Below are 19,074 nucleotides of genomic sequence, written 5' to 3' on the forward strand. Positions count from 1 at the left end.
AAGCCTGTCTAATTTAGACAGGCTTTTTTGTTTTAAATATATCGTCTCGATGGGATTCTAAACAATAAAACCACCTTAAGGGTGGTTTTTTAGTTTTATGTTGTTTGCGCGAGCGTCTCGATTGTGAATTTGTTTTAATTATTGTGAGCACGAGCGGGACGTTCGCGCTAACGGTGGTTTTTGAGTATGAACAATCGGTAAAAATTAATTGTTTTGATTAGTATAAATTAAATTCCAATATTCACTAGAAAAAGGAATTGTTTTATTACTAAATCTCTCTTCTATAGCAAAAGATGCTGATTTATTACCCAATTCATTTATTTTTAATAGATAATAGTTAGCCAGTTTATCGTTTGCCTTGTATTTTTCTTTGCCATAATCTGTTTTGAGAATGCTATAAACTGTAAAATATGCTTCGCTATATTTATATGCATTCGACATAAAAATTGCTGTGTAAAGAAATTCATCTCTATGACCACTATTGTAATAAATCTCTTTTAGTTTTAAGAAAGCAATTGTATCTCCTTTGATTTCAATGGCTTTTTTTAATTCTTCAATTCTATCACTATCCTGATATTCTTTATTGTAAATGGAATATGTACTAATACTTTGATTTGTATAAGACTCAGTTTGATTACTATCTTTTTTATTATTGCAAGCTAAAACAAAAAAGATTAATTAGTAATGGTGTTTTTTCTAAAAATTTCATTTTGGTAATTTTATGAATATATTAAAGATAAAATTTTCTTTTATTTTAATACAAAATATTGTGTAAATCACTTTACAGACAAAAAAATCCGACTTTATAAGAGTCGGATTTCATGTTTTATTTTTAATTATTTTTATTTCAAAGTACTAGGGCAAACAAAAGCTGTTAAAGGTACATTTGTATTTCTTATACCGGCAATTCCCTTTTCTACATTAATCATGTTGTGATAACCCCTAGCTTTTAAAATGGATGCCATGATTACAGAACGATATCCTCCAGCGCAGTGTAAGAAGAATTTCTCTTCTTTTGGTACTTCTGCAAGTTGTTCATTTACATAATCTAGAGGAATATTAATAGCATTTTCTACATGTTCTGCTTTGTATTCGCTTGGTTTTCTTGCATCTACAATTGTAGTATTTTCAAATTTTGAAGCAAATATTTCTGGAGTGATTGATTCAATTGAATCTGTTTCAAAACCTGCAGATTTCCATGCGGTTACACCACCTTTTAAATATCCAAGTGTATTGTCAAATCCAACACGAGATAATCTTGTGATGGTTTCGACTTCCATTCCATCTGGAGTTACTAGTAAAATAGGCTGTTTTGTATCTCTTATTAGAGCACCAACCCAAGGAGCAAATTGACCATGAAGTCCTATGAAAATTGAACTTGGGATATGTTCTTTTACAAATTCTGATTCATTTCTAACATCTAAAATAATTGCCTCGGTTTGATTTGCAATAGTTTCAAATTCTTTCGGTGTTAAGCCAATATCTGCTTTTTTCATTATGGTGTCAAGACTTTCATAGCCATTGATATTCATCATTACATTTTGAGGAAAATAAGCAGGAGGAGGAGTTAATCCGTCTAATAATTCCGCTTTAAATTCTTCTTTAGTCATGTCGGGTCTAAGAGCGTAATTTGTCTTTTTTTGATTTCCTAAAGTATCCGTTGTTTCTTTACTCATGTTTTTACCACAAGCACTTCCTGCTCCATGGTTTGGATATACAATTAAATCATCACTCAAAGGCATGATTTTATTTCTTAACGAATCATATAAATAGCCCGCTAATTTATCTTGAGTTAAATCTTCAACTAATGCTTGCGCTAAATCTGGACGACCAACATCTCCAATAAACAAAGTATCTCCTGTGATTATTCCGTGTGCTTTTCCATTTTCATCTGAAATTAAATAACAAGTACTTTCTAATGTATGTCCAGGAGTGTGAATCACTTTAATAGTGTAATTACCAACTTTATATTCTTGATTGTCTTCTGCTGTTGTACATTCATAACCACATTTAGCTGTTGGTCCAAAAATAATTTCAGCTCCTGTTTTTTTTGCTAAATCTATATGACCAGACACAAAATCTGCATGAAAATGTGTTTCAAATATATATTTAATTTTAGCATTATCTTTTTGAGCTCTCTCTATATAAGGTTGAACTTCTCTTAAAGGATCAAAAATTGCAGCTTCGCCATTATTTTCAATGTAGTATGCTGCATGAGCTATACATCCTGTATAAATTTGTTCTATTTTCATATCTTTAATTTTTTGTAAAATTATTCAGTATTTATTTTTTAAACAGTAACAATGGTTACATATAAAATTCCTTAAGCAAAATAAAGCATGCCATTAGTAGGACAAAGTAACCAAATCCTTTTTTTAATTGTGATTCATTAATGAATCTATTAAGATATATTCCGATGAATATACCAATAATTGAAAGTGATGTAAATTTAATCAAAAATAACCAATCAATAGTTAAATTTTGAACATCTCCCATAAAACCTATTAAAGAATTCATTGCAATTATAAACAAAGAAGTACCAACAGCTTTTTTGATAGGGAGTTTTGCAAATAATACTAATGAAGGTATTATTAGAAATCCACCTCCAGCGCCAACCAAACCTATAATTATTCCAATAATAAAATTTTGAATTATCAAGCTAAATAAACTACTTTTTAAATCAGTTGTAACAATTTCTTTTTTCTTTTTTAGCATTGAAAATGCAGCAAACAACATAATAATAGCAAATAATGCCATTAAAAAAGTACTCTTTTCAATTAAAATAGGTTTTTCAATTACTATATTCGGAATTAAAGGGACTAAAAAACGTCTTGTTATAAAAACGGCTACAAAAGATGGTATTGCAAATAAAAATCCAGTTTTTATATCAACCAAGCCTTTAAAATAATTTTGAGTGGCACCAAATACAGATGTAGTTCCCACAATAAATAATGAATATGCAGTTGCAGTTACTGGATTAATTAATAATACATACACTAATATAGGTACTGTTAAAATAGATCCTCCGCCTCCAGTGAGACCTAATATCAATCCAATAATTAATGCACCTATATATCCAAGTATTTCCATTATAAGTGTAAAATTTCTATTTTATTTCGATGTAGTTTAATTTTTCCTTTAATTTCTAGAGCTTTTAATAATCTTGAAACTACAACTCGGGATGTATGCATTTCGTAAGCAATTTCCTGATGTGTATTATTAATTTCTGTATTTCCAATTACTTTAGCCTTATCTGTTAAATATTTATACAAGCGCTCATCAAGATTCATAAAAGCTAACGTATCAATTGCTTCTAGCATTTCATTTAAACGTACGTTATAACTATCAAAAACAAAGTTTCTCCATGTTTTATATTTTGTTAGCCATTCTTCCATTTTTTCTACAGGTATCATCAATAACGATCCATCTGTTTCTGCAATGGCCCTAATTTTACTTTTAGATTTTCCCATACAACAAGTTAAAGTCATTGCACAAGTATCGCCACGTTCTAAAAAATACAAGAGTAATTCGTCTCCATTATCATCTTCGCGTAATATTTTAATTGCACCATCTAACAATAAAGGCATTGATTTTATATAATCTCCAATTTCAATTAAGAAATCATCGGATTTAAAATCTCTATAAACAGCTACTTTAGCAATTTCTTCAATAAGTGCTTCTTCAAAAATATAACCGTAGGCTTGAATTAAAATTTCTTTCATTTGAATTCCTTTTTGTAAAGATACTATTAATCTTTAAAAATGTAATGTTACTTTTGTTACATAGAAATTAATTTAGCTCTTTATGACTTCAAAAAAATATAATAAAAACAATTTTTATAAGCATACTTTTTGTGAGTTTACAGAAGTTGAGTTTACTAATGAATTAGAGATTCATCATAAAAGTAAATCGGGTAGTCAATATAATTTTACAAAAGAAGGAGTTTATCGTATTTCAAATCATTGGGGAAGAGCTTCTAATTGTAGATGGAGATTGATTTCGGGTATTAAAAATCCAAATCAAAAAGAAAGAATTGGTTTTGCTAAATGGTCTGATTTTTATCCAAATAATGAAACAGAACATTTGTTTTATATTGAAGTAAATTTTGAAAATAAAGAAGTTATATTTCAACACAAAAACAATCCAAAGTTTGAAGGAAATTTAGTTTTACGAAATGCTTCTGAAACTGCCAAAATAATTCGTCAAATAAAAGATTTGTTAGAAAATGATAGTTGGGCTAAATACTTTGATTTTAAAAACATAGAAGAAGTTAGAAGAACCACAATTCAAAAATTAATACAAACAAATATTCCGTTAAGTAAAATTAAAATGGAATGGAAATAAGAAAAAATGAAAGATAAATTTTCAGATATAAAAAAAGAAATTCAATTGATTATAGATAATATGGCGCTTAATAATATTTCGCAAGCTAGTATCTTATTAATTAAAGTAGGCGAAGATTTAGACAATATGTTGGATATTTCTATGGATGAAGCAGAATTGATAGAAATTAGTAAATATCAAGTTTTGCTGAATCATTTACGGATTAAAATGAGTACAAAGAATAATTAATTTTACTTTCCGATACAGAAATTAGCAAAAATATTACCAAGTAATTCATCATTAGTTACTTCTCCAGTAATTTCGCCAAAGAAATACAATGCACTTCGAATATCAATCGCCATTAAATCAGAGGGAAGCCCCGAGTTTAATCCCCATTTTACTTTTTGAACTTCTTCTAAAGCTTTCAGTAATGAATCATAATGACGTGTATTAGTTACAATCGTTTCGTTGTTTCGTAATGCACCAGTATTTACAAAAGAAAGTAAGGTGTTTTTAAGTTCGTCAATGCCTTCCTTCTGTTTAGCACTTAGAAAAAGGATATTTTCTATTGTAGCTTGAATATTATTTTTTTGGTCTGCCGAAAGTAAATCAGCTTTATTCGCAATGACTACTACTGGTTTTAATGGAAACTTGTTTTTAATTTTTTCAAATTCAATTTTTACCGCTTCTAAACTTCCAGCTTCCATCATCCATCTTCCATCCAAAATAAATAACACTACCTGAGCTTGTTCAATTTTTTCAAACGTCTTTTGAATCCCAATACTTTCCACAACATCTTTCGTTTCACGAATTCCTGCCGTATCAATAAATCTAAAACTCATACCATTGATGACCAATTCATCTTCAATCGTATCACGTGTAGTTCCAGCAATGTCGGAAACAATGGCGCGTTCTTCGTTTAATAAAGCGTTTAATAAAGTAGATTTCCCAACATTTGGTTCGCCCACAATCGCAACAGGAATTCCGTTTTTAATTACATTTCCAACCGCAAACGAATCAATTAATCGTTTCAATACAAACTCAATTCGCTCTAATAGTTCATGAAACTGAGTTCTATCGGCAAATTCAACATCTTCTTCTGCAAAGTCTAATTCGAGTTCAATTAAAGAAGCGAAATTCAGTAATTCTTCACGTAATTTGGCAATCTCGTTACTAAAGCCACCGCGCATTTGTTGCATGGCAATTTGATGAGATGCTTCATTATCCGAAGCAATTAAATCGGCAACTGCTTCTGCTTGAGATAAGTCTAGTTTCCCGTTTAAAAAAGCGCGCAAGGTAAATTCTCCTGCTTGTGCCATTTTAGCACCTTTACGGAGCAATAATTGGATAATTTGTTGTTGGATAAAAGTAGAACCGTGACACGAAATTTCAATCACGTTTTCTCCTGTATACGAATTAGGACCTTTAAAAATAGAAAGTAAAACTTGGTCATACACTTTACCAGCCTCTCCTGAGCTTGTCGAAGCGTCAACAATATGTCCTAAATGAATCGTATGTGTTTTTTGTTTGGTAATGTCCTTTCCAGAAACCGATTGAAATACGTCAGCGGCTATCGTAATAGCAGCTGCACCAGATAATCGAATAATAGCAATGGCACCCGCTCCAGAGGGAGTAGCTAATGCAACTATGGTTTCTTGTGGAATCATGTTTTAAATTTAGATTACAAAGATAAATTAAAGTCAGAAGTTAGGAGTTAGAAGTTGGAAGTTTTTTTGTGTTAGATTGTTACACAATGTCTCACAAACTTTTGCACAAGAGTTACACAAAGTGCTCATTGTGTTTAAATAGAAAACCGCGAACACCAATCAAATCAGCGTCATCCGCGTTCTAAAAATATATCACTCGTTCAAGAGATGCTTAACGGCAAGACAAACTATGCGTAAAAACTTTGCGTTTAAATAAAAAATTAAAAAACCACTTTCACAATAAAGCTAAGTGGTTTTTAAGTTAGTTAAGGTTGGTAATAAGATTTTCAGTTTACACTTTAAATCAAATATATTAAATTAGTTGCTCAACATTACTGGCATTACAAGCATCGTAACAGTTTCGCCTTCGTCTAAACCATCTACTGGAGTTAAAATTCCCGCTCTGTTTGGCATCGACATTTCTAATTGGATTTCATCACTTGATAAATTATTCAACATTTCTGTTAAGAAACGTGAGTTGAAACCGATTTGCATGTCGTCTCCTTGGTAATCACAAGTCAAACGCTCGTCTGCTTTGTTTGAATAATCGATATCTTCTGCCGAAATATTCAATTCAGTTCCAGCAATTTTTAAACGAATTTGGTGCGTAGTTTTGTTTGCAAAAATAGCCACACGACGAACCGAGTTTAAAAACTGAACTCTGTTGATTAATAATTTATTTGGATTTTCTTTTGGAATAACCGCTTCATAGTTTGGATATTTTCCATCAATTAAACGACAAGTCAACACATAATTCTCAAAAGAGAATGTTGCATTTGAATCGTTATATTCAATTGAAACTTCAGCATCAGAAGCGCCTAAAATACCTTTTAATATGTTTAAAGGTTTCTTTGGCATAATAAAATCAGCTACTTGCGATGCTTTTACATCGGTGCGAGCATATTTTACTAATTTGTGAGCGTCTGTTGCAACGAAAATTAATCCTTCTGGTGAAAATTGGAAGAATACACCACTCATAACCGGGCGTAAATCATCGTTTCCAGCAGCAAAAATAGTTTTACTTACCGCTGTTGCTAATACTTCAGCAGGAACTAATGTTTTTGAAGGATCGTCTAAAACTACTGCTTTAGGGAATTCTTCTCCTGGTGCGTAAGCAATTGCATATTTTCCAGAGTTTGAACTAATTTCTACCGTTGAATTATCTTCTACCGTAAAAGTTAAAGGTTGTTCTGGAAATGTTTTTAAGATATCTAATAAAAGTTTTGCAGGAATAGCAACACTTCCTTGACTTGTAGAATCAATTTCTAACGTAGAGGTCATCGTAGTTTCTAAATCGGAAGCAGAAACTTTTAATTGGTTGTTGTCTAATTCAAATAAGAAATTATCAAGAATAGGTAAAGTATTACTACTGTTAATAACACTCCCTAAAACCTGTAATTGTTTCAATAAATAAGAACTCGATACTATAAACTTCATCATCTTGTATTTTAAAATCGTGATTTGATTTTATATTTCACAAATATATTCTAATTCTGCTCAAATGCAAAAACAAATTATCAACAACTATTTGCTATATTTTCTTTTGCGCAAGTAAGTAAATAAAAATCCAAAGATTGCTAAAATAACTATTGGTAATCCGACAGTTATCAGTTGAGCCAGCGAATAATTTTTATACACTTCTTCTTTATTTAGCAATGGTAAATCAACGTCTTTACTTCTTATGTTAATAAGTCCGTTGTCGTCTAACAAATAATTTACACAATTCATTAAGAAGTCTTTGTTTCCATAGAGTTGATTCGTCCATTTATCAAATCCTAGTTCAAGCGGAACTCCTTTGTCTAACTGATTTTTTATCACATCTCCGTCAGAAATTACAATCATTTTATTGTCTTTTCCAGAAGCTTGAAATGTATTATCTTTAAAAGGTAATACACGATTTTTGTACATCGAATTAAATTTTCCTTCCATTAAAACCGCCACGGGTAGCAATCCTTTTCCTTCATATTCTTCAGGAGTGGTTTCTTCTGTAACCATATCTAACGAAATAGGACTAGGTGTTCCAACGGTTTTTGAATATTCAGATGAGCTTAAAAGAACGGTTTTCTTGATATCGTTTTTAAGGATTTCAATTGGCGATGCAAATTCAAACTTAATTCCTTCCATATTTTTTACAATAGGATTGGTAGAAGTTGGATAAATAAATGGAGAAAATTTCCAAGTATATTCTTGCATTTGCGTTTCGCTTCCTTGATTTCCAGAGGCTAGTTTTATTGGCGTAGCATATTCATCTTTAACCAATAACGGATTGATTCTGATGCCGTATTTAAAGAACATATCCGTTAAATTCAATTCGCGATCGGCTGCTAAAATGGTGCCTGTTTCGTTGTACAAACTATCCATATCCGCTTTAACAACATCTACTAACCACAAGGTTTTTCCACCATTCATGATAAATTGGTCTAACACCTGTTTTTCTGCTTCTGTAAAGGCTTCAGTAGGTTTCGCAATTACTGCTAAATCATATTTTTTAAGCGCTTCTAAAGTTTGAGTAGGTTGTTTGGAAACCGAATCTAAAGTAAATGTACCTATGTAATAACTTTCTCTAGTAGATCTTACAAAATCAGCAATGAAAGCATCTTGAAGTTCTCCATTGCCTTTAATTACTGCAATTTTCTTTTGTTTTTCTTTCGATATTTTATTGATAGCTTCTGCAAAACCAAATTCCAAATGTTGTACCGAACTAATTACTTTTTGCTCGGTAGAAGCGCCCATAAGATTTTTTAACAAACCTATTTTTGCATATTTATCTCCATACGTAGCTTGTGCCCATGGAAAAACTACTTCTTGCGATTGTTTTCCTTTATCTTCCACTGTGATGCTCAAAGGTTGCAAGCCTTTAAGTTGAAATTGTTTCATTACTTCAACTATTGTTTCCTTTTTCTCAATCGGATTTTTGAAGTTGAAAATGATGTTCGAATTATAAGCCGTGAATTCTTCTAAAAGTTGTTTGGTTTCGTTTTGTAAACGCTTGAATTCAGGTGGAAAATTCCCTTCCAAATACACTTCAATGTATAACGGACTTTCAACCTCTTTTATAATTTTCAAAGTCGTTTCCGATAAGGTATAACGTTTGTCTTGCGTTAAGTCGAAACGTTTGAAAAAGAAGTTGCTGATTAAATTGATAACGATTATCGCTAAAAACACAATTCCTAATTGCTTTAAAGCTTTTGATTTGTTCTCCTTCATTACCATTTCAAAGATTTAAGTTGATAAACCGTTGCCGATAAAAATAAAAACGTCACACTCACAAAGTACACAATATCACGTGTATCTAACACACCGCGACTCATACTTTTAAAGTGATAATCCATTCCTAAAGCAGCAAACATCGAACTATAATTTCCAAGGAAAGAAGCAATTCCATCAAACCCAAAATAGAAAAAGAAACAACAAAAAACAGCTATAATAAAAGCTACAATTTGGTTATCTGATAAAGTAGAAGCGAAAATTCCAATCGCCGTGTAAGCCGCAATTAAGAACAACAATCCGAAATACGAACCTAATGTGCTTCCCATATCAATATTGCCTTGCGGATTTCCAAAATGAGAAATCGTCAATACATAAATAATCGTTGGAACAATTGCTAAAATGATTAAAACTAGAGCGCCCAAGAATTTTCCGTTTACGATATCCCAATTAGAAAGCGGTTTGGTAAACAACAACTCAATGGTTCCTTGTTTCTTTTCATCTGAAAAACTGCGCATAGTTACCGCCGGAATTAAGAAAATTAAAATCCAAGGTGCTAATTTGAAAAACGGACTCATATCGGCAAAACCCGAGTTTAATATGTTGAATTCGCCTTCAAAAACCCAAAGAAATAATCCGTTGAGTAAAAGAAAAATCCCGATGACTAAATATCCTATTGGCGAACCAAAAAAGGATTTTATTTCTCGTAATAATAATGCTTTCATTTTATGTTTTCTTGTTTATAAGTTTAAACGTTTAAGAGTTTAAAAGTTGCTCCCAACTTCCATCTCCCAACTTCCATCACCCATTACCTATTCTAAAGTAACTAATCTATCTACACTCCACGCTTCTGGTTTGTCGCTAAAAAGTGTTTTAGTATAACTCCAAACTTCATTAAATAGTGTAGAGTTTCTATAATTTTCTAACGCATCTTCATTTTCCCAATAACTATAAGTAAAGAAAATACGTTTGTCGTTCTTATCTTGATACAATTCTAAAAAACGATTTCCTTCGAAATTTCGTATGTGAAGTTTTACTTCTTCAAAATTATTTAAAAAAGCTTCGATTTTATCTTCCTGAAAACGCATTTTTACAATTCTTATGAACATAGTTTTATTATTTAAATTTTACAGATATAGTATCTCTAAAGTGAAGTCCTAATAAAGTAGAAGCCGAACCAACTGTTTTTGGATTGCTTTTATAAATGGCAATTTCTAAATATCCATTTTCGTTAAATAACGCTAAAAAGTCGCCTTCTAAATCTTTTAATTGTTTAGTATCGGAAACAGGAAAATCGGAATAACTTTTATGTAAACGACTTAATTTCTTGTTTTTAATTTCGATTTCAAACTTTCGACCTCTACTAGTATCATTAAATTGTTTATGCGAAATATTAGTAACGCAATTTCCAAACGAATCGATATACACAATTTGTCCTTTTATTTCTGATAAATCATCAGAAACAGATGAAGTTAAAACACTAACCGATTTTAAAGACGGAATTTCTTTACCAATAACATTTAATAATCCTCCGCGTGCTATATGACAAGCAACAGCTGCAAAAACATCCATGTCACTTACATTAGTATTCAATCTATCATGAATGGTAATGGCTACAATTTTCTGAGGAATTTTCTTCTGAATTAAAGTATTCAATATGCCATTATCGGCACAAATAAAGTAATGGTCGTCCCATTGCATCGCAATATGTTGGGTATCGCCCACACGTTCACTATCAACGCCGATAATATGAATGGTACCTTTTGGAAAATTAGAATACGCGGCTTCAATACAGTAACTCGCTTCTAATGTGTTAAATAAGTCAATTTCATGCGAAATATCAACGATAACAGCCTCTTTTTGTTCCGATAGAATTTTTCCTTTCAAAGCACCAACGAAGTAGTCTTTGTATCCAAAATCGGTAATTAGCGTAATTATTGACATTTTTTTGTTTATAACTTATTTAAAAAGGAACAGTAGTTTTTACTAAATTTGATTGCAAAGCTACTATAATTTTAGCGTTTCAAAAATAATTAAAAAAAGAAAGCCTTTGAACGAAAGAATCATTGAATTAACCGACATCGCTCCAAAAGAGTTTTGGGGCGCGCATGATACTCATCTTGAAGCTATTAAGAAGTATTATCCGAAATTAAAAATTGTAGCTAGAGGCACTACTTTAAAAGCTTTTGGCGAAGCAGAGATTTTAGATGAATTCGAAACTCGTTTTAGGAGATTAATGCAGCATTTTACTCGCTACAATAGTATTGATGATAATGTTATACTGAGAGTTTTAGAAACAAGTCATCAGCATGATGTGGAGCACATGCACGATAGAGACAAAATTTTAGTGCATGGAATAGGAGGAAAGCTAATCAAAGCGATGACACCTAACCAACAAAAATTGGTTGATACGATTTATAAGAACGATATGGTTTTTGCTATTGGTCCGGCTGGAACAGGAAAAACCTATACCGGTGTTGCTATGGCGGTGAAAGCGTTGAAAGAAAAACAAGTCAAACGAATTATTTTAACGCGCCCTGCAGTAGAAGCAGGGGAGAATTTAGGTTTTCTTCCAGGTGATATGAAAGAAAAACTAGATCCGTACATGCAACCTTTATATGATGCGTTGCGCGATATGTTGCCACCACAAACCTTAGAAGATTACATTTTAAAAGGAATTATTCAAATTGCACCGTTGGCTTTTATGCGTGGTCGTACGTTAGATAATGCGTTTGTAATTTTAGATGAAGCGCAAAACACCACCCATTCGCAAATGAAAATGTTCTTGACGCGTATGGGAAAAAACGCTAAATTCATGATTACCGGCGATCCAGGTCAGGTAGATTTACCAAGAAGAACCATTTCGGGATTGAAAGAAGCGATTCTAATTTTGAAAGATGTAGAAGGGGTGGGAATCATTTATTTAGATGATAAAGACATCGTACGTCATAGATTAGTGAAGAAAATTATTGATGCATATAAGAGTATTGAGAATAATGACTAAATAATTCACAAAAATAGACGCTTTTATTAGCGTCTTTTTTTTACTTTTGCACGTTAAAACAACAACACAACATAATGAATACAATTACGACTACCAATTTCAATTTTCCAGGTCAAAAATCGGTGTACCGCGGAAAAGTTAGAGAAGTTTACAATATCAACGATGACTTATTAGTGATGGTCGCTACCGACCGTCTTTCGGCATTTGATGTGGTTTTACCAAAAGGAATTCCTTACAAAGGACAAATCCTAAATCAAATCGCTACCAAGTTCATGGAATTAACTTCTGATATTGTGCCAAATTGGTTAGTAGCAACTCCAGATCCAAACGTGGCGGTAGGACATTTATGTGAGCCTTTCAAAGTGGAAATGGTAATTCGTGGTTATTTATCAGGACATGCAGCACGTGAATATGCAGCAGGAAGAAGAATCCTTTGCGGTGTGGAAATGCCAGAAGGTTTAAAAGAAAACGATAAATTCCCAACACCAATCATCACGCCAACAACCAAAGCGGATAACGGTTCGCACGACGAAGACATTTCTCGCGAAGCTATCTTAGCCAACGGAATTGTAACGGAAGAAGATTACCTAATTTTAGAAAAATACACTAGAGCGTTATACCAAAGAGGAACTGAAATTGCAGCGTCTCGCGGTTTAATTTTAGTAGATACCAAATACGAATTCGGGAAAACAAAAGACGGACAAATCGTATTAATCGACGAAATCCACACACCTGATTCTTCTCGTTATTTCTACGTAGAAGGCTACCAAGAAAGACAAAACAACAACGAAGAACAAAAACAATTGTCAAAAGAGTTCGTACGTCGTTGGTTAATTGAAAACGGTTTCCAAGGAAAAGAAGGCCAACAAATTCCAAACATGACCGACGAATACATCGAAACAGTTTCAGAACGTTACATTGAGTTATTCGAAAACATTTTGGGAGAAAAATTCGTAAAAGCGGATATTTCAAATATAAACGAGCGAATTGAGAAAAATGTTTTGAATTATTTACAGAATAGATAAGAAAAAATCCCGCGAAAGCGGGATTTTTTGTGTTTTTATTTTGATGTGTAAACTGGGTATTCTCAGATATTAGACAAGATTGTGATTTTTATTGAATTCGATTTCAAGAAATTCTATTCCTGTTTTGAATGGTTCGTTCTGTTTTTTTAAAAAATCAAAATTAGTTTTGTATTGTTCAGGAAAATTTCGAAATTCTTTTACCATTCTCACCAATCCTGCTGGACATAGATAAGCTGGGGTATTTTGTCCTTTGTAGCCTAACGATGGAATACTTTCATCAAATAAAAATTCTTTAACGTCAATTCCAAATAGTTTTTTTACAGCATTATTTGATAATTGAATAAAATATGGGATTCTGACTACTTTATATCCTAAATCCTCGTAAACTTTTGTCAGTCTAATATCTTTTTCAATAATATCAGGTTTGGTGTAATGTTGTAATCCATCAAATTCAATTATCAACTTTAGAGTTTCACTTCTGTAATCTGGACGACTTTTGTAAGTGATTTCATTTATTTTGCCAAGAGTTTTGTCATGAATCCAATCTTCAATATTAGGAAAAATTACTTTTAAATATTCATCTAATCCAGTTCGATGTAATCCAGTATCTTTATCAATTCCGGCTTTTTTAGCTAATTCAGAAGTTTCTCTTAAAAATCCCCACTTATTTTTCATTATAGCTTATTTATTCAACTTTAGGTATCCATAAATGATTAATTAGTAAATATCATAAAGAAATCACTAGTTTTTTTAATTCTCTTGCAATATAACAAAATTCTCACAAATAATTTGCTGTAGTTTTTCTGCAGTTTGTGTTAAAATTTCAAAAGCCCAAATCAAAACGATTTGAGCTTTTTTATAACTAACACCTTTTATATTTAATACGCAATAATTTCTCCAGAGCCCGCAATTACTTTATCAACCGATTGTGGTTTGTTTTTGTATTTAATAGTGCCACTTCCAGATACTTTTGCTTCTAAAACAGTAGTGCAATTCACTTTTATTTCGCCAGATCCTGTAACAATTACGTTTGCATTTGTGGCAATTAATTTTGAAAAGTCGATTTCTCCTGAACCTGAAACTATTCCTTCTAATTCTTTAGTTTCTCCTTTAATTTCAATTTCTCCTGAACCTGATAATGTTGTTTTTAAATGTTCTGCATTAATGTCAAAATCACCTTCTCCTGAGCCTGTAAATACAATATTAAAATCCGTAGCATTAATTGTGTTTTTGGTTTCAATTTCACCCGATCCAGCAAATGATACCGAACTAATTTCTTCAAACGGAATCGTAATTGTAATAGTTGATGTGTAAGTATAACTTTTGTTTTTTTCAAAACGAACCATTAAAGTATTGTTTTCAACTTCGGTTATAATATGCGAAATAATATTTTCATCTCCATTAATAGTAATGTTTCCTTCTTTTCCTGAAACTAATTCTACTTTAAAAGAACCATTTGCACTTATTGCATCATAAGCTGAGGTTGTTCGTGTAATACTTGTTTTTATTCCAGATTCTTTAATTTTTTCTTTTTTCCAGTTCTGAGCCTGAGCAATTGAAAGACTAAAAAGCGCTAATATGAATACTATTTTTTTCATGGTTTATTTTGTTAAAAGTTGAAGACTTCCATAGTTTGTAGCTACGGTTATTTTAGATTTTCCTTGTGCAATGTGATATCCTGTAAATGATTTTGAGGTATTTTTTTCATATTTATCGGTGTATTTAATACCCAATGCGTCTTTAAAAGAGCCATATTTTAATTCCACCTGAACATCAAAAGCATAATCTGGAGTACAAGTTATTTTAGAGTTGGTGTAATTTCCATCTATTGAAATTGCATTTGTATTTTTATTTGCCCCTAACTGAATATCGCTATAATTTGATTTTATGGTTGTTGAAATTCCAACATCACCAAGTTTTAAAGTAAGATAGTTTCCGTTTATTACTGATTTGGAAACCGCTGTTGTTTTTACTTTTGTGTAATTAGAAGTTATATTTAAACTTCCAACAGATTGAAAATCAAATGTATTATAATTTCCATCAATGTTAATTTGATTTCCTTTTTGAATTTCCACTTCTGAATATTGACTGTTTAAATTCAATTTATCAACACTAGTAATAGTTGAGTTCTGTGAATATGCAATTATAATATTGTTTAATTTGCCGTTCAACTGGCCTAAAAACAAACTCCCATATTTACAATTGATGCCCAAGTTTCCGTTTAATTTATCAATTGAAATGTTACCATATTTATTATGTAAATCAACGTTTCCGTTTTTAGGAATTTTTACTACATAATTAATTTCGTAGCTAATGTTGTTGTTGCCTTGCCAATTTTTTCCGTTTATTTCGGTAATTGCTCCCACTTTATTTGATGTTGCCGCAAAAGTTATATCAATATCGTTTAAGCGATCAGTAACTTTTTTTTCGTTATTTCCCGAAACTTTAATTTGAACTTGAATAGAAATTTTATTCTCGTCCCATAAATATACATTTACATTTCCGTAGGAATTTGTAACACTTAAAAGCGCATCGTTGTTAACTTCAAAAGTTTTTGAAATAGTTTTTTCTTTATTAAAAGCTTTCTTTTCATCCGAAGCTAATACTACCGAAGGAATCAAAATTAAAAGCAGTAAGAGTTTAAATATATTTTTCATTAGTATTGGTTTTAAAATTATTAATCTGTTCTACTTGTTCTAACACGGTTTTAATAAATGAAATTCGAGTTTGCATATTTGTAATCATTGCAAATACAATTTGTTTGTTTTCTCCGTTTTTAACAATTTCATTTTTTAGCGATTCGTAATCTTTTTCAAGCGTTTCCATTTCTTTCAACGCATCATTTATAAGAATTGCAGTTTCAGGATTTTCTTGTTGCTGCAAACTTTTTAATTCAGAATTAATTACAGATGAAAAATAATCGTGAGTTTCTTGAACTTGCGGAGAAAAAACAACTTTGGGTTGAGAGCTAAAGTCATTGAAATACATAATTCCAAAACCCAACACAACGGAAGCAGCTATAGCAATTGGAAGCCAAGTTTTCTTCTTCTTCTTTGGCGCTTGAGATTTAAGTTGCGACAAAAAACGATTTTCGTGACCTTCGTTTGGAGTTTCAAAATCCCAATTAGTATGTTTTTCAAAAAGTTGGTTCATATTATTTTCCATTATCATTTAGTTTTTTTCTTAAACTTTCCTTTGCTCTGCTCATTGTTGTTCTACAATTTTCATTTGAGATATTTAAAATCGACGAAATTTCTTCTAAATCAAATCCTTCGATAAAAAACAAAGTCAATATAATTTTATAGTTTGATTTTAAGCTTTGCATTGTTTTTAATATTTGCTCTGCTTTTAATTCATTCCAAGAAACAATATCATTTTCATTTATGTCAACTGATTCATTAGTGTCATTTAAACTTTCAAATTGAAATTGATTCGCTTTTTTTAATTCGTTAATACTAGTATTAATAACAATTTTTTTCAACCAAGCTCCAAAAGTTACCTTTCCGCTATAAGAATCTAATTTAGTAAAAGCTTTTAAAAAGCTATCCTGCATTATTTCTTCTGCCAATGTTTTATCTGTAACAATTCTAAAAGCCACATTAAACATTGCACTACAATACATATTATAGAGTGCGAGTTGTGCTTTTTGATTATTTTCTTTGCACTGTTGCAACAGAATTGCTATTTCAAAATTTTGGCTTTTCAAGTTGGTTATCAGATTAATCTATTCTAAAGACAATTGCTTTTTGTAATTGTTACAGTTTTATAATTTTATTTTTATAAAAATAAAAAATCCGAATCTTAATTCGGATTTTTAGTGCTATAATGTGTGTTTATTTTACTTAAAATAACTAAACGTTTCGTTATTTTCAATTTTCAACAAACTTTCGTAAATCAATTTAATAACATTTTCTACGTCGTCGCGGTGTACCATTTCTACTGTGGTGTGCATATAACGCAACGGTAACGAAATCAAAGCCGAGGCAACTCCACCATTGCTATACGCAAAAGCATCGGTATCGGTTCCCGTAACACGAGAAGTTGCATGGCGTTGGAAAGGTATTTTGTTTTCCACAGCGGTGTCAACAATCATTTCACGTAACACGTTTTGTGTCGCAGGAGCATACGCAATAACCGGTCCGCGTCCCATTTTTAAATCACCTTCAATTTTTTTGTCAATCATTGGGGTAGTAGTATCGTGGCAAACATCGGTTACTATGGCAACGTTTGGTTTAATGCGTTGGGTAATCATTTCGGCACCACGCAAACCAATTTCCTCTTGCACAGAGTTCACAATGTACAATCCAAAAGGTAATTTCTTTTTGTTTTCATGTAATAAACGCGCAACTTCGGCAATCATAAAACCACCCATGCGGTTATCAATGGCTCTACAAACAAATTTATCGTGGTTTAAAACCTCAAAAGTATCAGGATACGTAATTACGCAACCTACATGAACGCCTAAAGCTTCAATTTCTGCTTTAGTAGAACAACCACAATCAATAAAAATATTTTCAATTTTTGCCGTTTCTTCTGCTTTTCCGCCTTTTCCTCTAGTATGAATCGCTGGCCAACCAAAAACACCACGCACAATACCTTTCTTCGTATGAATGTTCACGCGCTTCGATGGCGCAATCTGATGATCCGAACCTCCGTTTCTTATCACGTAGATTAATCCATCATCGGTAATATAATTCACATACCATGAAATTTCATCGGCATGACCTTCAATCACTACTTTATATGGAGCGTCTGGATTAATAACTCCCACAGCACTTCCATATGTATCAGTAATAAAGGTATCAACATACGGTTTTAAATACTCCATCCATATTTTTTGTCCTTCAGATTCATAACCTGTTGGAGAAGCATTATTCAGGTAATTTTCCAAAAAAGTCATCGACGACTTCTTTAATATCGATTTTGTAGCCATAATCTTTTCTAATTTTTTGCTAAATTATAAATAAGAAATAAAAGTTAGGTATAAATTCAATAAATTTGGTTTACTTTTTGCTATGATTTTAAAAGTATAAAAACAAATACCATGTATAAGTTAATTTTTAGTAGTGTATTCTTTTTTTTAGCTACAACTTTTTCTTTTTCTCAAACAGAGTCCGATACCATAAAAATGACGGCACAAGATTCTTCCATTATATATTCTATAGAATTACGTGAAATTATTTTTACTCCAGACAATGTGTATTCCATGGATGAAGATAAAAAAGCCAAGTTAATATTAAAGAGAAGAATCTTTAAAGTATATCCGTATGCTAAAATGACGGCCGATAAATTAACGCAGCTAAATGCTACCATGGCTAAATTAAAAACCAATCGCGAAAAAAAGAAATACTTTAAAATAGTAGAAAAATACCTAGAGGAAGAATTCGAGCCTCGTTTAAAAAAGCTATCCCGTAAAGACGGTCAAATCTTAGTAAAGCTAATTTACCGCCAAACCGGAAACACTACTTTCGATTTAATAAAGGAGTATAAAAGTGGATGGAAGGCTTTTTGGGCAAATTCAACGGCTTATTTATTCGATATTAATTTAAAAACCCAATACAAACCATACGATGTAAAAGAAGATTACCAAATAGAAGGAATCTTAAATGCGGCATTCAATCAAAAGCAATTATCCAAACAGGAATCCGCAAAGCCTATCGATTTTGATAAGCTAAATGACCATTGGATTACTAAAATTAAAACCAAACCTAGCACAGAAGCTAAGAAGTAATTTTTTTTGAAGCACACATTTTACATTCCATAAAACTTTTAGTCCCGCTGTCCGTTATAATTTTTTTTACCTTGTCAA

The 19,074-nt window shown here is 31.6% G+C and carries 21 protein-coding genes; 5 read left to right on the top strand and 16 right to left on the bottom strand.

Annotated elements, in window-relative coordinates; all coding sequences use genetic code 11:
- Positions 1–204 precede the first annotated feature (204 nt).
- From GFJ99_RS12755 to GFJ99_RS12770, 4 genes are all read right to left on the bottom strand, one after another.
- On the bottom strand, positions 205–441 hold the full coding sequence (locus GFJ99_RS12755) for a hypothetical protein (protein ID WP_153209367.1): 237 nt from the start codon (positions 439–441) through the stop codon (positions 205–207).
- A gap of 401 nt (positions 442–842) precedes the next feature.
- The gene (locus GFJ99_RS12760; protein ID WP_153209369.1) at positions 843–2,252 is read right to left on the bottom strand and encodes a rhodanese-like domain-containing protein; all 1,410 of its coding nucleotides are present in this window, start codon (positions 2,250–2,252) and stop codon (positions 843–845) included.
- A gap of 55 nt (positions 2,253–2,307) precedes the next feature.
- Complete coding sequence (locus tag GFJ99_RS12765) at positions 2,308–3,090, bottom strand: sulfite exporter TauE/SafE family protein (protein WP_153209371.1); 783 nt, start codon at positions 3,088–3,090, stop codon at positions 2,308–2,310.
- Positions 3,090–3,722, bottom strand: coding sequence for a Crp/Fnr family transcriptional regulator (locus tag GFJ99_RS12770; RefSeq protein ID WP_153209373.1), 633 nt, complete (start codon positions 3,720–3,722; stop codon positions 3,090–3,092). Before GFJ99_RS12770 ends, GFJ99_RS12765 begins: the two co-directional genes overlap by 1 nt.
- Before the next feature lie 82 nt (positions 3,723–3,804).
- Between GFJ99_RS12770 and GFJ99_RS12775 the strand changes: the two genes are divergently transcribed.
- Both GFJ99_RS12775 and GFJ99_RS12780 read left to right on the top strand, forming a co-directional pair.
- The gene (locus GFJ99_RS12775; protein ID WP_153209375.1) at positions 3,805–4,344 is read left to right on the top strand and encodes a hypothetical protein; all 540 of its coding nucleotides are present in this window, start codon (positions 3,805–3,807) and stop codon (positions 4,342–4,344) included.
- Positions 4,345–4,350: 6 nt separating this feature from the next.
- Positions 4,351–4,572 (top strand): hypothetical protein, encoded by a 222-nt coding sequence (locus GFJ99_RS12780; protein ID WP_153209377.1) that lies wholly within the window; start codon positions 4,351–4,353, stop codon positions 4,570–4,572.
- A 2-nt stretch (positions 4,573–4,574) separates the two neighbouring features.
- Here GFJ99_RS12780 and mnmE read toward each other — a convergent pair whose 3' ends face one another.
- The 6 genes from mnmE to GFJ99_RS12810 all read right to left on the bottom strand — a co-directional run bounded on the left by mnmE (position 4,575) and on the right by GFJ99_RS12810 (position 11,180).
- A complete protein-coding gene (mnmE, locus tag GFJ99_RS12785; protein ID WP_153209379.1) occupies positions 4,575–5,990 on the bottom strand; it encodes a tRNA uridine-5-carboxymethylaminomethyl(34) synthesis GTPase MnmE in 1,416 nt (471 codons plus the stop codon).
- A gap of 357 nt (positions 5,991–6,347) precedes the next feature.
- Positions 6,348–7,466 (bottom strand): DNA polymerase III subunit beta, encoded by a 1,119-nt coding sequence (gene dnaN / locus GFJ99_RS12790; RefSeq protein ID WP_040470259.1) that lies wholly within the window; start codon positions 7,464–7,466, stop codon positions 6,348–6,350.
- Between the two features lie 87 nt (positions 7,467–7,553).
- Positions 7,554–9,236 carry a gliding motility-associated ABC transporter substrate-binding protein GldG gene (gene gldG / locus GFJ99_RS12795; protein ID WP_370454327.1) on the bottom strand — a complete coding sequence of 561 codons (1,683 nt, stop codon included), beginning with the start codon at positions 9,234–9,236 and terminating at the stop codon, positions 7,554–7,556.
- A complete protein-coding gene (gene gldF / locus GFJ99_RS12800; RefSeq protein WP_133610940.1) occupies positions 9,236–9,961 on the bottom strand; it encodes a gliding motility-associated ABC transporter permease subunit GldF in 726 nt (241 codons plus the stop codon). Before gldF ends, gldG begins: the two co-directional genes overlap by 1 nt.
- An 87-nt stretch (positions 9,962–10,048) precedes the next feature.
- Positions 10,049–10,345: a putative quinol monooxygenase gene (locus GFJ99_RS12805; RefSeq protein ID WP_008254642.1), complete on the bottom strand. Its 297-nt coding sequence runs from the start codon at positions 10,343–10,345 to the stop codon at positions 10,049–10,051.
- Between the two features lie 7 nt (positions 10,346–10,352).
- A complete protein-coding gene (locus GFJ99_RS12810) occupies positions 10,353–11,180 on the bottom strand; it encodes an S-adenosyl-l-methionine hydroxide adenosyltransferase family protein (RefSeq protein WP_153209383.1) in 828 nt (275 codons plus the stop codon).
- Positions 11,181–11,286: 106 nt separating this feature from the next.
- Between GFJ99_RS12810 and GFJ99_RS12815 the strand changes: the two genes are divergently transcribed.
- Positions 11,287–12,240, top strand: a complete 954-nt coding sequence (locus GFJ99_RS12815) for a PhoH family protein (protein WP_153209385.1) — start codon at positions 11,287–11,289, stop codon at positions 12,238–12,240.
- Between the two features lie 74 nt (positions 12,241–12,314).
- Positions 12,315–13,265, top strand: coding sequence for a phosphoribosylaminoimidazolesuccinocarboxamide synthase (locus GFJ99_RS12820; protein ID WP_153209388.1), 951 nt, complete (start codon positions 12,315–12,317; stop codon positions 13,263–13,265).
- Positions 13,266–13,334: 69 nt separating this feature from the next.
- Here GFJ99_RS12820 and GFJ99_RS12825 read toward each other — a convergent pair whose 3' ends face one another.
- The 6 genes from GFJ99_RS12825 to GFJ99_RS12850 form a co-directional block, all read right to left on the bottom strand.
- A complete protein-coding gene (locus GFJ99_RS12825; RefSeq protein WP_153209390.1) occupies positions 13,335–13,940 on the bottom strand; it encodes a DUF559 domain-containing protein in 606 nt (201 codons plus the stop codon).
- Positions 13,941–14,143: 203 nt separating this feature from the next.
- Entirely contained in the window at positions 14,144–14,863 is a 720-nt protein-coding gene (locus GFJ99_RS12830; protein WP_153209392.1) for a head GIN domain-containing protein, read from the bottom strand.
- 3 nt (positions 14,864–14,866) lie between these two features.
- Positions 14,867–15,922, bottom strand: a complete 1,056-nt coding sequence (locus GFJ99_RS12835) for a hypothetical protein (protein ID WP_153209394.1) — start codon at positions 15,920–15,922, stop codon at positions 14,867–14,869.
- The gene (locus GFJ99_RS12840; RefSeq protein WP_153209395.1) at positions 15,906–16,430 is read right to left on the bottom strand and encodes an anti-sigma factor; all 525 of its coding nucleotides are present in this window, start codon (positions 16,428–16,430) and stop codon (positions 15,906–15,908) included. Before GFJ99_RS12840 ends, GFJ99_RS12835 begins: the two co-directional genes overlap by 17 nt.
- Positions 16,420–16,887 carry an RNA polymerase sigma factor gene (locus GFJ99_RS12845; RefSeq protein WP_153209397.1) on the bottom strand — a complete coding sequence of 156 codons (468 nt, stop codon included), beginning with the start codon at positions 16,885–16,887 and terminating at the stop codon, positions 16,420–16,422. Before GFJ99_RS12845 ends, GFJ99_RS12840 begins: the two co-directional genes overlap by 11 nt.
- Positions 16,888–17,103: 216 nt before the next feature.
- Entirely contained in the window at positions 17,104–18,198 is a 1,095-nt protein-coding gene (locus GFJ99_RS12850; protein ID WP_153209399.1) for a M42 family metallopeptidase, read from the bottom strand.
- 111 nt (positions 18,199–18,309) lie between these two features.
- Here GFJ99_RS12850 and GFJ99_RS12855 point away from each other — a divergent pair, with 111 nt between their 5' ends.
- Positions 18,310–18,996: a DUF4294 domain-containing protein gene (locus tag GFJ99_RS12855; protein ID WP_153209401.1), complete on the top strand. Its 687-nt coding sequence runs from the start codon at positions 18,310–18,312 to the stop codon at positions 18,994–18,996.
- Positions 18,997–19,074 lie beyond the last annotated feature (78 nt).

It is taken from the genome of Flavobacterium sp. LMO6 (genome assembly GCF_009495795.1).
GTDB lineage: Bacteria > Bacteroidota > Bacteroidia > Flavobacteriales > Flavobacteriaceae > Flavobacterium.

What these genes read in the sequence shown, in the direction of transcription:
- GFJ99_RS12755 (WP_153209367.1), bottom strand. Translation starts at nt 441, where the DNA reads ATGTCGAATGCATATAAATATAGCGAAGCATATTTTACAGTTTATAGC.
- GFJ99_RS12760 (WP_153209369.1), bottom strand. Translation starts at nt 2,252, where the DNA reads ATGAAAATAGAACAAATTTATACAGGATGTATAGCTCATGCAGCATAC.
- GFJ99_RS12765 (WP_153209371.1), bottom strand. Translation starts at nt 3,090, where the DNA reads ATGGAAATACTTGGATATATAGGTGCATTAATTATTGGATTGATATTA.
- GFJ99_RS12770 (WP_153209373.1), bottom strand. Translation starts at nt 3,722, where the DNA reads ATGAAAGAAATTTTAATTCAAGCCTACGGTTATATTTTTGAAGAAGCA.
- GFJ99_RS12775 (WP_153209375.1), top strand. Translation starts at nt 3,805, where the DNA reads ATGACTTCAAAAAAATATAATAAAAACAATTTTTATAAGCATACTTTT.
- GFJ99_RS12780 (WP_153209377.1), top strand. Translation starts at nt 4,351, where the DNA reads ATGAAAGATAAATTTTCAGATATAAAAAAAGAAATTCAATTGATTATA.
- mnmE (WP_153209379.1), bottom strand. Translation starts at nt 5,990, where the DNA reads ATGATTCCACAAGAAACCATAGTTGCATTAGCTACTCCCTCTGGAGCG.
- dnaN (WP_040470259.1), bottom strand. Translation starts at nt 7,466, where the DNA reads ATGAAGTTTATAGTATCGAGTTCTTATTTATTGAAACAATTACAGGTT.
- gldG (WP_370454327.1), bottom strand. Translation starts at nt 9,236, where the DNA reads ATGAAGGAGAACAAATCAAAAGCTTTAAAGCAATTAGGAATTGTGTTT.
- gldF (WP_133610940.1), bottom strand. Translation starts at nt 9,961, where the DNA reads ATGAAAGCATTATTATTACGAGAAATAAAATCCTTTTTTGGTTCGCCA.
- GFJ99_RS12805 (WP_008254642.1), bottom strand. Translation starts at nt 10,345, where the DNA reads ATGTTCATAAGAATTGTAAAAATGCGTTTTCAGGAAGATAAAATCGAA.
- GFJ99_RS12810 (WP_153209383.1), bottom strand. Translation starts at nt 11,180, where the DNA reads ATGTCAATAATTACGCTAATTACCGATTTTGGATACAAAGACTACTTC.
- GFJ99_RS12820 (WP_153209388.1), top strand. Translation starts at nt 12,315, where the DNA reads ATGAATACAATTACGACTACCAATTTCAATTTTCCAGGTCAAAAATCG.
- GFJ99_RS12825 (WP_153209390.1), bottom strand. Translation starts at nt 13,940, where the DNA reads ATGAAAAATAAGTGGGGATTTTTAAGAGAAACTTCTGAATTAGCTAAA.
- GFJ99_RS12830 (WP_153209392.1), bottom strand. Translation starts at nt 14,863, where the DNA reads ATGAAAAAAATAGTATTCATATTAGCGCTTTTTAGTCTTTCAATTGCT.
- GFJ99_RS12835 (WP_153209394.1), bottom strand. Translation starts at nt 15,922, where the DNA reads ATGAAAAATATATTTAAACTCTTACTGCTTTTAATTTTGATTCCTTCG.
- GFJ99_RS12840 (WP_153209395.1), bottom strand. Translation starts at nt 16,430, where the DNA reads ATGGAAAATAATATGAACCAACTTTTTGAAAAACATACTAATTGGGAT.
- GFJ99_RS12845 (WP_153209397.1), bottom strand. Translation starts at nt 16,887, where the DNA reads ATGTATTGTAGTGCAATGTTTAATGTGGCTTTTAGAATTGTTACAGAT.
- GFJ99_RS12850 (WP_153209399.1), bottom strand. Translation starts at nt 18,198, where the DNA reads ATGGCTACAAAATCGATATTAAAGAAGTCGTCGATGACTTTTTTGGAA.
- GFJ99_RS12855 (WP_153209401.1), top strand. Translation starts at nt 18,310, where the DNA reads ATGTATAAGTTAATTTTTAGTAGTGTATTCTTTTTTTTAGCTACAACT.